The 14,353-nt window shown below is 68.5% G+C and carries 15 protein-coding genes; 7 read left to right on the forward strand and 8 right to left on the reverse strand.

Annotated elements, in window-relative coordinates; translation table 11 throughout:
• The first annotated feature begins 455 nt into the window (after positions 1–455).
• The 3 genes from D7W81_RS20885 (at position 456) to D7W81_RS20895 (ending at position 2,033) form a co-directional block, all read left to right on the forward strand.
• Positions 456–971 (forward strand): hypothetical protein, encoded by a 516-nt coding sequence (locus tag D7W81_RS20885; protein WP_244227323.1) that lies wholly within the window; start codon positions 456–458, stop codon positions 969–971.
• A gap of 15 nt (positions 972–986) precedes the next feature.
• Complete coding sequence (locus D7W81_RS20890; RefSeq protein WP_120557158.1) at positions 987–1,445, forward strand: SMI1/KNR4 family protein; 459 nt, start codon at positions 987–989, stop codon at positions 1,443–1,445.
• 234 nt (positions 1,446–1,679) lie between these two features.
• On the forward strand, positions 1,680–2,033 hold the full coding sequence (locus tag D7W81_RS20895) for a hypothetical protein (protein ID WP_120557146.1): 354 nt from the start codon (positions 1,680–1,682) through the stop codon (positions 2,031–2,033).
• 26 nt (positions 2,034–2,059) lie between these two features.
• Here D7W81_RS20895 and D7W81_RS20900 read toward each other — a convergent pair whose 3' ends face one another.
• The 5 genes from D7W81_RS20900 to D7W81_RS20920 form a co-directional block, all read right to left on the reverse strand.
• Positions 2,060–3,613 (reverse strand): hypothetical protein, encoded by a 1,554-nt coding sequence (locus D7W81_RS20900; RefSeq protein WP_147445567.1) that lies wholly within the window; start codon positions 3,611–3,613, stop codon positions 2,060–2,062.
• 80 nt (positions 3,614–3,693) lie between these two features.
• Positions 3,694–4,326, reverse strand: a complete 633-nt coding sequence (locus D7W81_RS20905) for a glutathione S-transferase family protein (RefSeq protein ID WP_120557148.1) — start codon at positions 4,324–4,326, stop codon at positions 3,694–3,696.
• A gap of 147 nt (positions 4,327–4,473) precedes the next feature.
• On the reverse strand, positions 4,474–5,583 hold the full coding sequence (locus D7W81_RS20910; protein WP_244227324.1) for a TPM domain-containing protein: 1,110 nt from the start codon (positions 5,581–5,583) through the stop codon (positions 4,474–4,476).
• A 77-nt stretch (positions 5,584–5,660) separates the two neighbouring features.
• The gene (locus D7W81_RS20915; RefSeq protein ID WP_244227325.1) at positions 5,661–6,818 is read right to left on the reverse strand and encodes a hypothetical protein; all 1,158 of its coding nucleotides are present in this window, start codon (positions 6,816–6,818) and stop codon (positions 5,661–5,663) included.
• 625 nt (positions 6,819–7,443) lie between these two features.
• Positions 7,444–8,796 carry an amidohydrolase family protein gene (locus D7W81_RS20920; RefSeq protein ID WP_120557149.1) on the reverse strand — a complete coding sequence of 451 codons (1,353 nt, stop codon included), beginning with the start codon at positions 8,794–8,796 and terminating at the stop codon, positions 7,444–7,446.
• A 129-nt stretch (positions 8,797–8,925) separates the two neighbouring features.
• On the opposite strand from D7W81_RS20920, the gene D7W81_RS20925 reads away from it, so the two are divergent.
• On the forward strand, positions 8,926–9,426 hold the full coding sequence (locus D7W81_RS20925) for a hypothetical protein (protein ID WP_147445568.1): 501 nt from the start codon (positions 8,926–8,928) through the stop codon (positions 9,424–9,426).
• A gap of 1 nt (position 9,427) precedes the next feature.
• On the opposite strand, the gene D7W81_RS20930 is transcribed toward D7W81_RS20925, so the two are convergent.
• Together D7W81_RS20930 and D7W81_RS20935 are read right to left on the reverse strand one after the other, a co-directional pair.
• Positions 9,428–9,979, reverse strand: a complete 552-nt coding sequence (locus tag D7W81_RS20930; protein WP_120557151.1) for a transposase — start codon at positions 9,977–9,979, stop codon at positions 9,428–9,430.
• Positions 9,980–10,002: 23 nt separating this feature from the next.
• Entirely contained in the window at positions 10,003–10,539 is a 537-nt protein-coding gene (locus tag D7W81_RS20935; protein ID WP_120557152.1) for a helix-turn-helix domain-containing protein, read from the reverse strand.
• Positions 10,540–10,859: 320 nt separating this feature from the next.
• Here D7W81_RS20935 and D7W81_RS20940 point away from each other — a divergent pair, with 320 nt between their 5' ends.
• Entirely contained in the window at positions 10,860–11,147 is a 288-nt protein-coding gene (locus D7W81_RS20940) for a hypothetical protein (protein WP_120557153.1), read from the forward strand.
• A gap of 107 nt (positions 11,148–11,254) precedes the next feature.
• Positions 11,255–13,087, forward strand: coding sequence for a DNA primase (gene dnaG / locus D7W81_RS20945; protein WP_120557154.1), 1,833 nt, complete (start codon positions 11,255–11,257; stop codon positions 13,085–13,087).
• A 4-nt stretch (positions 13,088–13,091) separates the two neighbouring features.
• Here the strand turns inward: dnaG and D7W81_RS20950 are convergent, their stop codons facing one another.
• Entirely contained in the window at positions 13,092–13,400 is a 309-nt protein-coding gene (locus D7W81_RS20950) for an FHA domain-containing protein (RefSeq protein ID WP_120557155.1), read from the reverse strand.
• 147 nt (positions 13,401–13,547) lie between these two features.
• Between D7W81_RS20950 and D7W81_RS20955 the strand changes: the two genes are divergently transcribed.
• The coding region (locus tag D7W81_RS20955; protein ID WP_120557156.1) for an APC family permease at positions 13,548–14,353 on the forward strand (806 nt) is incomplete at its 3' end.

Here is a 14,353-nt window from a genome sequence, read left to right on the forward strand (position 1 = left end):
AGGGACGTACGTGGCGCCCAGTCACCGACGAAGGCGAACTACACGAAGGCCGATAACTACTCCACCAAGGGCAACTCCAACCCCTATGCGGGCAAGAAGGGGTCGAAATAGCCAAGTCCACCACAGGCGAGCGTCGCAGCCTCGTCGAAACCGAAGTACGCGCCCATGCGCGCCCGGAAGCGGCGGATTTCTGTCGGGGGAGATTGTCCACCTCCTGCGGTTCGTCCTGGCCTTCCTGGTGGGACCCTTCGCTGGGGAAGCAAGGCCAGTGCCCCAACAGGAATCGAACCTGTGGCCTGGCAGCCTTGGCCATGCTGTCATGGATTAAAATGACATCCATTTTCACCTTCCGCTGCGCCGCGAGCGCTGCTGCCGTTCTTGCTCTCGTCGGATGCGGGTCGGCTACCGTCGGCGGTGGAGGAAGCCCTGCGCGCGCGAAGTGGGTCAGCCCGGTCATGACCACACCGGACGGCGGCCAGCTCCGGACCACCATCTACTACGGGCCCTGGCAGTGCAGCGCCGCGTTCCTGTCTCGGTGCGAGTCGAAGTGCGCAGCGCAGGGCTACCCACTCAGGGGCTGCATGTGGCTGGCCGACATCAAGGGGGATTGGCAGGGGCGCTATCTCTTCATGCCCGCCGAGGCCGGTGGGCGCATGGCCATCACCCACTGCTGCTGCGACTACCCGACCGTGTCGAACGGCCGCCAGCTGCGGGAGAAGTGGAAGAACGCCCGTGAAGGCTTTCGCCGCCAGTGGGGCTCCGAGTTCGGAGAGTGGCCGTCAACGAATGGTGCCAACTGGCAGGGCCACCACATCTTCGACCTGGCGCACGGCGGTCCGCCGGTCGCACCCGACAACGTGCTTCCGGTGCCGCAGGACGTGCATCAGGTCTTCAACGACGAGTACCCCGCCTGCTATGCCCCTGGCGGTAAGTGGCTCACGCCAGGCCCCGCGCGTCCGTACGCGGACTGAGGAGCCGCCATGTCCATGCCCATGGAAAGCCTGCTGGCCGAAGTCTCCCGACTCCACTTCCCTCGCCCGCCTGCCACGCTCGCGCAGGTCGCCGCCTTCGAGGCACGCGTGGGGTGGAGGCTTGATGAGGACCTGCGCGCCTTCTACCTGCACAGCGACGGGTGTGACCTCTTCGTCTCCTCGCAGGACACCCGATTCCGCGTGCTGCCGCTGAAGCAAATCATGCGGGCGCGCGTCGCCATCCGCGGCAATGACAGGGACGAAGCTGGATCGGCATCCCTCTACACGCTGGTGGACATGCAGGATTCCGACTACGTCGTCCTGGACGTGGCACGGAGTGAGTCCGGTTGCTACCCGCTCTTTGACGCGTGGCACGAGACGTTCCCCGAACTGGTACCCGTTGCCTCGTCCTTCGGCGAGTTCCTGGAGAAGGCTCTTCGCAGTAACAACAGCGCCTTCTGGCTGGACGGATGAGTCCCGCCAGTGCGTGGCGCGCCTTTTCGGGCGTGCGATGTCCGCGACGCGCCCACCCACAACAGGACGAAGACGCCACCGGAGCGCCGTCGCGCGCCTGCCAACACCACCAGGTAGCCAGTCCGCCGCTTTCACATCCAGGCAGGGGCAAAACAGCCCCATCTATTCGGTAGCGCAACACCCATGCGACGCTTCCTCCTCTGCGAGCCTTCGGGCCGCTTCAAGGGGACTCCCATGGCAGTGCGTTACGACCCGTCTGTGATTCAGGAGCACGCGGAGGACTTGTACAGCCGAGCCTCACGGCTCGCCATGCTGTATGGATTCATGGGCATCGTCTTCGGCGCGGCGATTGGTTTTATCCTCAGCGCCTCCGCCGAGGACCTGCGACCGGTTGCCCTCACGGGAGGCGCTGTCATCGGCGTTATCATTGGCGCCAGCATGGGGAGAAGCCGGGCCTTCGCGCTGGAGCTCCAGGCCCAGGTTGCACTGTGCCAGGTCGCCACCGAAGCGAATACCCGGCGTACCGCAGAGGCAGCCGAAGCCGCCCAGCGGCAGGAGTCGCAGCCCCCATTGCAGCAGGTGGGCTGAGCCTCCCCGGGCAAGCGCACTTAGCCTCAGCGCCGGACCGAGAAGAAGAAGGTCGTCTCGCAGGTCGGGCAGTATTCGATGGTGGCCGGGGCTGGATTCGCACAGCTCCAGCCCTCTGCCTGCCGCAGGAACTCGAGCGGCTGCTGGATGAAGAACTCGCCCTCGTAGCGGCAGATGCCCTCTTGTTTCAGCAACGCATAGACGGGGGCGATGTCCTGCAGGTGCCTGGAGGTTTCCTTCCGCCAGCCAATCCTGAAGTCCAGGGGAGGCCGTGGCGGAGAACCCAGGTTCCACCAGGCCACTGCCTGGGTGGCCGCCGCGAAGACGAGCGTGACGGTGAGCAGCCGCGTCCAGAGCCTTGGCAGGTGGCTGGGGATGAGCACGGCGCCCGCGTAGAAGAGCGCCAGGGTCAGCAGCAGGTAATGGCGCGGTGACTCCCGGCTGGTGAAGAGCGGGAAGCAGACCGCGTAGAGGGGCAGCACGAGCGCCCAGAACGCGCCGTGGGGGTCGGTGGCATCCTGACGGAAGGCCCTGACCGTCCGAATGCACGCGACCACGACGGCGACGAGCAACACGCTCACGAAGAGCAGCCCCGCGATGCGGAGCGCCAGCGGCGGCACATAGGCAAACAGCCGGCGGTAGAGCACGTCGTTGCCCAGGACTCCCAGGAGCCCGATGCCGTGCATGATGAGGAACGGCACCAGCGCCACCCTGAGCCAGATGTGGGGCTTGCGCACGCGCGAGCCCTCCAGCCGGGCGGAGCACCACGCCTGAAGGGAGGAGGCGTGGCGCTCGAGTACGGGCACCAGTGCCCGCCACAGCCCGGTGGCCAGGAGTGGCAGCGCCACGAGGGATGACAGGACGAGCGTGGGATGGTGCTGAAAGGAATCGTCGTCCAGCCTCCACTGGAGCACGCAGGCGATGAACACTGGGACCAGGCCCACCGCGTTGAGCACGAAGAAGCGGGAGGTGGAGGCGGTCGCACGGTCACGCCACCAGAGCACCGCCGAGGCCAGCGCGAACGCCAGGATCCAGGAGACGAAGACAAAGTGGTTCAGCACCCCCACGAGGCTCACCGCGAAGAACAGGAACGCGGTGAGGGCGCTGGAGCTCCCACGGACCAGGAACGCGTGCGCCACCGCGACGAGGCACGCCATGCCGAAGAGGTTCCAGGCCATCACCTCCCAGGCAATGCGTGCCTCCAACAGCAGGAGCAGCGAGGTGCAGCACAGCGCCACGAACAGCCCCGCGGAGCGCACCGACTGGCGGAGCAGCAACAGAAGGAGGATGCCCAGCCCCGCCACGTTCAGGATCAGGCCTGGGAGCCGTAGCGACTCGACCGAAGCGCCTCGCGCCTTGAAGACCAGCGAGAGCGCGTAGGGGTAGAGGCTCCCCGCGTAGTACCTCATCCCATGGAGCGTGAAGAAGCCTCGCTCCTGGTGCTCCAGGGCCCGGAGCCCCGCCCACGCTTCATCCGCGTGCAGCCCGGGGAAGGAGGCGAAGCCATGCACCATCATCACGGCGGCGGAGAGCCCGAGCGCGAGGAGGACAGTGGTCTGGAGGACTGCTCGGATACCCATCGCGCTTCCGCTGCTGGAGCGCGCGCAAGCTAGCGCACGCCTTCCCTGATTGTCGCCCCCATCACGCGCAGCTCAGCCTCTCAGGCCCACTCCGTCAGCTCCTCGCGCTGGTACAGGGTCGCGAACGAAGGCCGCGCCTTCAATTGGCTGGCGACCGCGGCCAGGTGCGGCCACGCCGTGGCGGGCTTCGGCATGGCGCGGGACCAGCGCATCAGCATGACGAGGTAGAAGTCCGCGACGCTGAGCGTCTTCCCCAGCAGGAAGGGGCCGTTCGCGGCGAGGTGCGCATCCAGCACCTGCCACGCGCGCTCGATGCGGCCCGCGACGGTGGAGCGCACGGCTTCGGCATGGGCCTCCCCCGCGGGCTCGTGGGGGTACCACCACTGCCGGAACAGCGGCTGCACCATGTTCGCCAGGTGGAACATCCACTGGTAGTAGTCCATGCGCGCCGCGCTTCCCGGCGCGGGCGCCAGGCCCGCCTCCGGATGGCGGTCCGCGAGGTACGTCACCAGGGCCGCGGCCTCGAAGTGCGGCTTTCCTTCAATCAGCAGGGTCGGCACGACGCCATTCGGGTTGAGCGCCAGGTACTCGGGGCGCTTCTGCTGTCCGGCGCCGGTGTCGATGCGTTCCAGGGAGTGCGGCTGGCCGAGTTCGAGCAGCACCCAGTGCACCAGCATGCTGGCGGCACCCGGCGAATAGTAGAGCGTGTACATGGGGTCTCCGTGCAAACGGGGTAGCGAGTCGCGGCATCGTGTCAGGGATGGCGGTCCTGGAGGAACTCTTCCGCCCATCCAGGCGGCAGGCCGAAAGGGCCGTGCCTGGTACTCCAGAATGGCGCGCACCCCGCCGGGGGCACTCGGCTACCAGCTTCCGCTGGAGCCTCCTCCCGAGGAGCGCCCGCCTCCGGACGAGGAGCTTGAGGAACTCGACGACGAGGGCCGGGTGCGGCGCGGCGTGGAGCGGCGCGAGACGGACACGAAGGCGCAGTGACCACACCGCACCGTCACCTCCTCCTCGCCGCCATGATCGTACGTCGCGCTTCGCAGCGTCCGCGTGCTCTGCTTCCCCGTCACGTAGTTGCACCGCGTGCAGCGCGCGGCGCGGGTGAAGAACGCGCCATAGCGCTCGGTGAGCACGTCCGCGCACGGCTCGCACCACCAGACGTCGTAGTCCACCGAGCCCAGCGACTCCTCGGCCCGCTGGCCGGCGTCGAGATGGGCGTCGTCCGCCACCTCGCCGAGCCGCAGCCGCTGGGTGCCACACGCCTTGCACTTGCGCGGACGGCGGCGGAACCAGGCACGGCCCGCCAGCCCCGCCGCGCCGAGCACGCCCGCGCCTCCGGCGAAGACACCCAGTCCCGGCTCCGTGGACGCCTCTTCCGGAGGGCTCCAGCTCATCTGCGGCGGAGGGACCAGGAACTCCTCGGCGGAGAGGCTGCCGACGAAGTCCTCTCCGGCGACGGGCTCCGGGGCAGCGTCCTGGGGATGGTTGAGCCGTGAGTTCTCGATGAGTTGCTTCAGGCCTCGCGCACCCATCTGGACCGCGGCGTTGGCATCCTTGCGCTTGAAGCCCGGCACGATGGCCTGCGCCATCACCGCGTCGCTGGCCTCCTGGTCGGCGGGTTCATCCACCCCGTCGCCCAGGATGATTTCCGCCTTGCGGTCGGCGTACGCGACGAAGAGCAGCACGCCATCGTCGCGCCCGGGATGGCCGATGCCCCAGCGGTTGAAGAGCGCCAGCGCGAACTCACGCGAGGGCCTGCGCGACGTGGTGTCCACCATCACCACCATGAGCTGGCCGAGCCCACTGTCGTCCAACTCCGTGCCCAGCTGGTCGAGCTCCGCCTGGACCGACGGCTGGAGGACCCGGGAGGCGGTGAGGTCCACCGTCCAGGTGCCCTTGGGAGGACGGGGCACCTCTGCCACCGTGACGCCCAGGGCCGGAGTGCCGAGGGCGCAGAACAGGACCATGAAACCCAACCATGCGCGCATGGGTTCCATTGTAGCAGCGACTCCGGTCACCCCGCGGCGACGGCGGTCCCTGTGCGCTACCACGGGCGCACGGTGGTTCCCCACACATAGAGCGAGGCTTCCAGGGGGCGTTTCCAGGGGTGTTCCAGGGTGGTGCGGATGCCCATCTCCCGTGCGGCATTGAGCAGGTGGAGGTGCCATGGCCCGTGCTCGCCAGACAGCCGGGTGGCGGCGATGGCCAGCGCGCTCGCGCCCAGCGAATAACCGCCGAAGACGAGCGGGCCGCTGGCGGAGTCCTCCGGGCCCTTCACCCCGCGCGGCCACTCGCGGCAGGCGGCGAGGGGCAGTGCGCTGCCGGCGGGATGGTCGCAGTAGCCGTCCACCAGCGTGGCCGTGAAGCGCCGTGCCGCCGGGTGCGAGGCCATGCCCAGGAAGGCCCCCGTCCACGCCAGCGTGGTGCCGCGCTGCGTGGGCTCCACGAGGCGCCCCTTCGCGTCCACCTTCGCGGGGAAGCCCGTGGGCAGGTCCGCCAATTCAACGAGGCGCGCGGCGAGTCGCTCCCCCGCGGCCCGCGAGTCCGCGTTGTCCCGGAGCCGCCCGTGCAGCAGCAGCCCCGCCGCGGCCGGAGCGCTGTCGCAGGGCCAGATGGCGCGCCCGAAGCTGGGCAGGAGGAGCTGTCGCGAGAGCGCCTCCACGAGCTGCGCGGCCAGTGCGTCGAACAGGGCGGTGGACTCCGCGTCCGCGAGCCCGGCGCGCTCCATGCCCGCGAGCATCAGCAGCACGTAGCCCCGGTAGAGGACGCTGTGCGGGAGCGTGTGCCCCGCGACACGCGTCCCCTTCTGTGCGTTGAAGGGGCGCCGGGCCCGTCCGAGCGCATCCGCGAGAAGGGCCTTCAGCCTGCGCTGGGTGTCTGGAACCGGGTGCCCGTCCAGCGTGGCCTGGACGAGGATGAACGACAGGTGCGCATCGCAGAGGAGCTGCGCCTCGATGAAGCTGCGGGCCGCGTCGCCGAGCAGCTTTGGCTCGCACCCCTGGCCGAGGATTCGCTGCTCCAGCGCCGCCAACGAGTCCCTGGAAAGAGCGGCGGTCGTGGGCTCCGGAGAGGCAAGGGGCGCGGGGGTGCCTCCGTCGGCCGGCGTGCCCTCCGCGCGGGCCGCAAGCGGAAGGCAGAAGGACAGCGCCAGGAGCGGGAGCAGCGCCCGCGAGCCGCGAAGGGAAGTGGAGGCTTCGGACATGCGCGGAGACGTCACCACGTCCCTGGGTGCCCGTGCCGACCGAGTCGCCGGCGGTCACAAGTCGAGGCGGAACGGTCGTTCCGGCCGGGTGACCGGCGCAACCCTCTCGGCTTCGACGAACTGAAGTCGCGCGGCCACGCGTGGCTCGCAGAGGACGCGGTTCGGAATGCGCTCAGTAGGCCCAGATTCACCTGGCAATTGATCGCGGAGATGGCGCTCTCCGCTGCTCGATGCCGTCAGGCCAGGAATGCTCTTCTTATGGGATGTGTGGGTTCCGGATGTGCCACCGTCCTCCAGGGCCTTCCATTCCCCGGGACCGCAGCCGTGATGCAAGGAATTGATTACACGAAATCCCGACTGATGTCCTCCCTGCAAAGCAATACCCCACCCACCAGCCCGGCAGTCAAACGGGCCTGAGAAGTTCAGTCTGTGTTGCTCATCGCACACCTCCCAGGGATGGATGGTGATTGGAACGGCCCCATGGCACGCGGCCGACGCGAGAGCGCTCGGTGCGCAGGAACCACGCAAGACCGGGTTCCCTTCGCGAAGGCATGCGGGGAAACGTGCTCGGGGCCGGTCTTGAAGCCGTCATCCACGCCGCCGCCACCTCGGCCGCCAGGGCCGCTCATCGTGTCGACTCATCCCCCCGCTTCTTCTGGGCCCGGACGTCCAGGACCACCTGCCCATCCTTCATCACGAACCGAACCTGCTTCAGCACCCGGATGTCCTTCAGCGGATCCCCCTCCACCGCGAGCAGGTCCGCGAGCTTGTTCGGCGCGAGCGAGCCAATCTGGTCCTGCATGCGCAGCAGCTCCGCCGCGTTCACGGTCGCGGCACGCAGGATGTCCACGGGTTTGAGCCCCGCCTCTGCATAAGCGATGAGCCACTTCACGCTGGCCTGCCCTCGCGTCAGCCCTGGCATCACGATGTACATGTCCGTGCCAGCGGCGATCCGAACACCCGCGGCCACCGCACGGCGGAGGCGGTCATGGGCCCGGGTGATGTTCTTCCTGCAGCGCTCCTTCATCTGGCGCTGGCGCTCCGCATTGCCGGGCTGGGCCTCGAAGGAGTCACACACCTCCAGCGGGCCATCCGTAGGCACCAGGAAGATGCGGTTGCGGACCATGGGCGCCAGCACGTCGTCGGGGAGGGAGTAGCCGTGCTCGATGGAGTCGACGCCCGCCTGGACCGCGATGCGGATGCTTTCGTCGGTGGTGGTGTGCGCCGCCACCGGGCGCTTCTTGCGGTGGGCCTCCTCGACGATGACCTTCAGCTCCTCCAATGAGAGGAGGTTGTGCCCGTTGTCGACAATGACCTTGATGCAGTCCGCGCCGTCCAGGAGGGCCTGCCGCACGGCGCGCCGGGCCTCCTCCACGCCGGAGACGGTGACGTACTCCTGCTCGATGAGGGGCTGAGCCGGGAGCTGGAGCGTGGGGAACTGCCCGCCATGGGGAGCGAGCGCGCGGGTGCAGGCGGAGATGCGCGGGCCCTGCACCCAGCCGCGCTGGATGGCGTTGCGCAGCGCCACGTCGCCATTGACCCCCGAGTTGCCGACGTCGCGCACCGTGGTGACTCCTGCCTCGAGCATCTCGCGGCCCAGCTTCGCGCCCAGGAGCGCGCGTTCGGCGGTGCTGCTCTGGGTGACGGGGGTGACGAGGCTCCCGCCTCCGTTCTCCGGGTCGACGTCCAGCAGCAGGTGCGAGTGCGCGTCGATCAGCCCGGGAAGCAGGGTGACGTCGCCCAGGTCGATGACCCGTGTGCCCGAGGGGATGGCGAGGCCGGTGCCGACCGCCTGGATGCGCGAGCCTTCGATGAGCACCACCGCATCCGGCAGGACCCGGTCACTCTTCCCATCAAAGAGCCTCGCGGCGCGCAGGGCGATGCGCGTGGGCTCCTGGGCCCGTGACGGCAAGGGAACACAGCACAGGAGGAGCGTGCCAATGACAGTCGTCAGCAGGCGTCGGGAACGAGAGGACAAGGCGTGGCTCCAGGGTGCGCGCGGCTCAGCCACCGCACAGTGTGCTCCAGCCTGTGTTGTACCCAGGAACACGGACAATGTCTGGAGCGGAGTTGGGTTGGAGCGGAGCAGCCCTCGTATGCTGGCGCGATGAACGCTCTCACCCTGGCTGCCATGGCCGTCGCTGCCACCGCTCCTGATGACGGCTCCCCTCAACCGTGGTTCACGGTGGGGCCGCTGCTGAGCTTGAGCCGCCTCCAGGAGGACACCGCCTGGGGCGTGGGCCTGGAGTCCACACTCAACGTGGCGATGCACAACAACCGCATGGGCTCCTTCAAGTCGGGCGCCGTCGGCGTCTTCGGGCAGGCACAGTGGATGGACGGTGACCACGCGCGGATGTGCGGTGGAATCCAGGGCAACTACCTGATCATGGGGCTGGAGACGGGGGTGGCCCATGAGACAGGGACCGCGGCCCACAAGGCCACGACGTCTCTCCATCTGGCGCCCTTCCTCAGCTTCGTCTACGGGTCCGTGGGCGTCCGCTTCAGCTTCCCGTTCGACAACAGACGGGACCTGTCGGGCCGGCTCCCGTATGGCCGGGAGATCGGCCTCACGCTGACCCTCAAGAAGCCCTTCTCTCCCCTGCTCTGATTCACGCCTCGGGTAATCCGGTCGTCGTCCAAAGCGAGCCGAAGAGCTTGAGGACGACGTGAGGCCGTGTCCGGAAGTAGCCCAGGCCCGAGCGCAGGGCCTGTTGCAACTCGGTCATCTCGTCGAAGAGAAGGTTGTGCGTGGCCCGCTGGCGCAGGGGCCGCCACAGTCGTTCGATGGGTTGAAGTTGAGGGCTGTAGGGCGGCAGCCGGTACAGGGAGAGGTGCGGGAAGCGGCGCAAGGCCCAGTCCACGGGGCGCCCGCGGTGCCAGGGCGCGTTGTCAATGATGAGGACGACTTGCCGCCACGCCGTGGCGGGATAGGCGCGAGCGACGTCGAGCAGGTGGTGGGCGAAGGCCACCTGCATGCGTTTTGTCTTCGAGAGTCCATCCTTGCGACGCGTCCGGGTACGGCTGCCGTAAAGCCTGCTCGTCACGGCCCCGGTGGTGAGGTTGGCGGAAGCGAAGGTGTGCACCACATCCTTGCAGTCGCGGGTGCCGATGACAGGGCGGCGTCCCTTCACGCCCAGCGTCGCCGTCAGCGTCGGCACCATGGGAAATCTCGCTTCGTCCTGGCTCAAGAGGGCGATGTCACCTGCTTGCGCCTGGCGTTTTTTTCGCTCAACTCCTGCCGCGCCTGCTGCTGGCGTGAAGCGTCCGCTCGAAGGAAGCGATAGGTGGGCCGGTACAGGCGCACGCCATGGCGACGGCAGAAGTCCCCCATGGCCGTCTCCCGCGCCCGAATCCCCGTCTGGCGGTAGAGGAAGTCCGCCAGCGCTTCATGCGTCCAGTTCGCCCGCTTGACGCCGCAGGCCCTTGGCCCCTGCTGGACCCAGCCCAGAATCGTTGGCGCCAGTCCCTCGGGAATCAACGGCGTGCGGCCTGGCGCCCACTGAATCCTCAACCCTCTCACGCCTCCCTCCCGATAGCGGGCGAGGAAGCGCTGGACGTTGCGTGGCGTCGTCCCCAGGTCCTCGGCAATCTGCTGCTGGGAGCGCCCTCGGGACGTCATCAACACCGCCTGGCACCTCTCACGTAAACGTCGGTCCTCCGTCGTGCGGAAGCATGTTTCCAGCTCGCTCCGCTGCTCCTCGCTCAGTGCCAGGCCGCTCATGCTCCTTCAACCTGGCTGACACGACGGATTCTTCCGGGCCGTGAATGAGGACCTTCCGAGAACCTGTGCCGCCGTGCCAATCCCAATCCTGCACCGGCGGCTGAGACGCGCCGCGCGAGCCCTCTGCGACTGGCAGCGCACTCCGCGAAACATCCCGCGTGTCATCCCTGCCGACGCAAGGCAGCACACGGCCCAGGCGGAAAGTTCTCCAATCAAAGTCACGAAACCTGGGGTGCGCCAGACTCGGCAATGACATTCATTTACTTATCAGGTGAAGCAGCCCACACTGGCCAGGCAACACCCCCCTGATTGGAGCAAGCATGAACAAGCGGACGAAGTTCCTGCTGATGGTTTCGGCTGCCCTCTCCTTCGCGCCCGCGGCTGCGCTGGCCGGTCCCCCCCAGTGCATTGATGTCTGTACGTATGCTCAATGCAGCGACCTCTGTAACATTGGTCCCGGCTATTGGATGACGTGTGGCCAGTACTACGGCATGGAGTGCCTGAACGCGCCGGCCGAGCCCTCCGAGCCCACGGCCTCCGTGTCCTCCGAAGAGGCCCTCCAGGCCGAGGATGCTTCGCTGACCTGCAGCGAGGAGAACCCCGCCTAGCAGACCCCGACGGCCGGCTCGCGGGGCCCGGTGGAACGGAACCGGGCCCCGCTGTCGGACTCAGTCCCTGCACCCGTCCGGGGTAGAGTGGTCCTCCGGAACGGCTCATGGCATCGCGGCGGATCTCTCCCCAGACCCTCGAGGAACTGCGCCACCGGGTGGACCTGCCCGGCCTCATCTCGCGTCACGTGGCGCTCACGCCGAGTGGGAAGGAGTTTCGCGGCCGGTGCCCCTTCCACGAGGAGCGCACCCCCTCCTTCTTCGTCGTCCCGGAGAAGGGCTTCTTCTTCTGTCACGGGTGCCGCGCGCGCGGAGACGCGGTGGACTTCCTCCGGCGCATGCTCGGGCTCTCCTTCGGGGATGCCGTGCGTGAGCTGGCACGCGAGGTGGGACTTCCGGTGTCGGAATCCGAGGCCTCGGCGGCGGACTCAAGCCAGCGCTTGCGCGACGTGACGAGGCTGGCCCAGGAACATTTCCAGGCCCTGCTCTGGAGCAGTGAAGGCGCATCGACGAGGGCCTATCTGGAGGCGCGGGGCGTCACGGAAGAGACGGCGCGCGCGTTCGGGTTGGGTTGGGCTCCTGAAGCCTGGGACCGGCTCGCGGAGCGGCTCGAGCGCGCGGGGCTGCGGGAGGCGGGGCTCGAGACGGGACTCGTGCAGCCGCGCAAGAAGGGCGCGGGCTGCTACGACTTCTTCCGGGGCCGGGTGATGTTGCCGCTGCGCTCGCCGGACGGACGGCCCCTGGGCTTCGGCGGGCGTCTCATGTCCGGTGGCGCCGGGGGACCGAAGTACCTCAACTCGAAGGACAGCCCGCTCTACCACAAGGCCGACACGCTCTTCGGGATGGACCTCGCGCGGGCGGAGATCCGCCGGCTGCATCGCGCGGTGCTGGTGGAGGGCTACTTCGACTGCGTCCTCCTGCATCAGGTGGGGGTGCGCCATGCCGTGGCGCTCTGTTCCACGCACCTGACGCCGGGCCACCTCCAGGTGCTCGCGAGAGCGGAGGCCCGCGAGCTGGTGCTGCTGCTGGACGGGGACGCGGCGGGGCTCGCCGCGGTGGAGCGTCTGTCTGGACCGCTGCTCGCCGCCGGCGTGGCCACCTACGTGGCGCTTCTGCCCCAAGGGGAGGATCCGGACACCTTCGCGCTGCGGGAGGGCGGCGCAGGAGTGTCCCGTCTGCTCGAGGACGCCCGTCCGCTCACGCGCCACCTCTTCACCACCGTGCTGCCCGAGGGACGTGAGGCCAGCTTCGAGGCGAAGATGCTCGCGCTGGGACGGCTGCGCGATGTCGTGGCGAAGATCCCCCCGGGCCTCATGCGCACGGCCTTCCTGGACGCGCTGTCCGCGCACGTGGGTCTGCCCTCCGCGGAACTGGAGGGCGTGCTCGCCGGGCCGCGGGCTCCGGCGCCAGCAGCCGTCGCGACAACAAGAGCACCGGTGGCGCCCACGTCTCCGGTATCGCCGCCCGTCGGCACACCGGAAGCGACAGTGGCTCAGGCGCCTTCACCGCCACCCGCGGTCGGCACCCCAGCCGAGCGCGGCGTGGATGCGCTGGAGGCCCGCGCGGTGGCCTGTGTGCTGCGCAATCCCAGCGTGCGGGACCAGGACGCCTTCGGGGCGTTGGAGCATCTTCAGGAGGCGGGGCTGCGAATGGCGCTGGGCGCCGCGTCCACCGGAGGCCTCAAGGCCACCGGCGTGGTGGCGCGAGCCCTCGCGGGCGCCACACGGACCCTGCCCACGGAAGAGGACGCCCTGGTGAAGGTCTTCCGCGTCACCTGCTGTGAGCTGTCCCTTCGCAGGCTGGACGCGGAGCTGGCGAAGCTGGCCGAACTCACTCGCGACCCCCGCCCCAGTGGCGCGATCCTCGCGCGACTCTCGCAGCGCTCGGAGCTGCTGGCCCTGAGGCACCGGGTGCGTCAGGTGCTCCAGAGCCTTCGCTGAGACGCTAGCGGAGCCGGATCCGGAGCTTGACGTCCGCGACCATGAGCTCGTCGCCATCGGCCAGTCGCTGACGACCGGTGAGGGAACGCTGGTTGTGGAAGGTCCCCATGGCGGAGCCCATGTCCTCCGCGAACCAACCCTCTGGCTCGTGGATCAGCAGGGTGTGCCGACGCGAGATCTGCACGGAGTCAGGCCGGTAATGACAGTCGAACTGCCGGCCAATGGTGAAGGAGGTCCCCGTGACGGGAATCTCCTGCCCTACCGCCGAGACAAGGGTCAGCGCGACGTACTTCGGAGCATGGGCTTGGGGCATGGTGGACAGGATACCGAATGTACCGGACCCGAACCGTCAACACGGGTTCTCATGAATTCGCGGATTCGCCGCATCTGTGCTCCAGTGGGCTCCCCTCCCCTTGTGTCCATGACCACTGGAACCCATTCGCCTCCTCCTGAGCTCGGCATGCGGCGCGCGGTATCGCGCTGGGAAATCGTCGGGTTCTCCATCAACGACGTCATCGGCAGCGGCGTCTACCTGCTGCCCGCGGCGGCCGCCGCGAACCTGGGCTCGGCCAGCACGGGCGCCGTCGTGCTCGCGGGGCTGGCGGTGCTGTTGCTCGTGCTCTGCTTCGCGGAGGCGGCCAGCTACTTCGACAAGCCCGGCAGCGCCTATCTCTATACGCGTGAAGCCTTTGGAGAACGGGTGGGGTTCCAGGTCGGCTGGATGACGTGGCTGGCGCGCGTCTCGTCCGTGGCCTCGTTGTCCGTCGGCTTCTCCCGCGCGCTGGGCTTCCTTTGGCCCGCGGCGAACTCAGGAGTGGGCCAGGGCCTGGCCATCGCCGTGCCCCTGCTGGCGCTCACCGCCATCAACGTCGTGGGCGTGAAGGGCGGCGCTCGCACCGCGGTGTTCCTTGCCGTCGCCAAGACGGTGCCACTGCTGGTGTTCATCGCCGTGGGCCTCTTCTTCGTGTCCGTCCCGCTGGCGACGTCGGTGGCTCCCAGGGAGGGAGGCAACCTGGGGTCCGCGGTGCTGCTGCTGCTGTTCGCCTATGCCGGCTTCGAGAACACGGCGGCTCCGGCGGGTGAGTTCAAGAACCCACGCCGCGACGTGCCCTTCGCGCTCATCGTGCAGATAGGCGTTGTCACGCTCATCTACACGGCGGTGCAGTGGGTGGCGCTGGGCACGTTGCCCGGGGTCGCGGATGCGCAGACGCCGCTCGCCAACGCCGCCGCGCGATTCCTCGGGGGTTGGGGTGGGCTCCTGATGAC

Origin of the sequence: Corallococcus aberystwythensis (genome assembly GCF_003612165.1) — a bacterium.
Lineage (GTDB): Bacteria > Myxococcota > Myxococcia > Myxococcales > Myxococcaceae > Corallococcus > Corallococcus aberystwythensis.

Bases quoted from the DNA above. Each gene is read 5' to 3' on its own strand.
- D7W81_RS20900 (WP_147445567.1), bottom strand. From the start codon at position 3,613: ATGGGTATCCGAGCAGTCCTCCAGACCACTGTCCTCCTCGCGCTCGGG.
- D7W81_RS20910 (WP_244227324.1), bottom strand. From the start codon at position 5,583: ATGGTCCTGTTCTGCGCCCTCGGCACTCCGGCCCTGGGCGTCACGGTG.
- D7W81_RS20890 (WP_120557158.1), top strand. From the start codon at position 987: ATGCCCATGGAAAGCCTGCTGGCCGAAGTCTCCCGACTCCACTTCCCT.
- D7W81_RS20935 (WP_120557152.1), bottom strand. From the start codon at position 10,539: ATGAGCGGCCTGGCACTGAGCGAGGAGCAGCGGAGCGAGCTGGAAACA.
- dnaG (WP_120557154.1), top strand. From the start codon at position 11,255: ATGGCATCGCGGCGGATCTCTCCCCAGACCCTCGAGGAACTGCGCCAC.
- D7W81_RS20940 (WP_120557153.1), top strand. From the start codon at position 10,860: ATGAACAAGCGGACGAAGTTCCTGCTGATGGTTTCGGCTGCCCTCTCC.
- D7W81_RS20885 (WP_244227323.1), top strand. From the start codon at position 456: ATGACCACACCGGACGGCGGCCAGCTCCGGACCACCATCTACTACGGG.
- D7W81_RS20915 (WP_244227325.1), bottom strand. From the start codon at position 6,818: ATGTCCGAAGCCTCCACTTCCCTTCGCGGCTCGCGGGCGCTGCTCCCG.
- D7W81_RS20895 (WP_120557146.1), top strand. From the start codon at position 1,680: ATGGCAGTGCGTTACGACCCGTCTGTGATTCAGGAGCACGCGGAGGAC.
- D7W81_RS20905 (WP_120557148.1), bottom strand. From the start codon at position 4,326: ATGTACACGCTCTACTATTCGCCGGGTGCCGCCAGCATGCTGGTGCAC.
- D7W81_RS20950 (WP_120557155.1), bottom strand. From the start codon at position 13,400: ATGCCCCAAGCCCATGCTCCGAAGTACGTCGCGCTGACCCTTGTCTCG.
- D7W81_RS20930 (WP_120557151.1), bottom strand. From the start codon at position 9,979: ATGGTGCCGACGCTGACGGCGACGCTGGGCGTGAAGGGACGCCGCCCT.
- D7W81_RS20925 (WP_147445568.1), top strand. From the start codon at position 8,926: ATGAACGCTCTCACCCTGGCTGCCATGGCCGTCGCTGCCACCGCTCCT.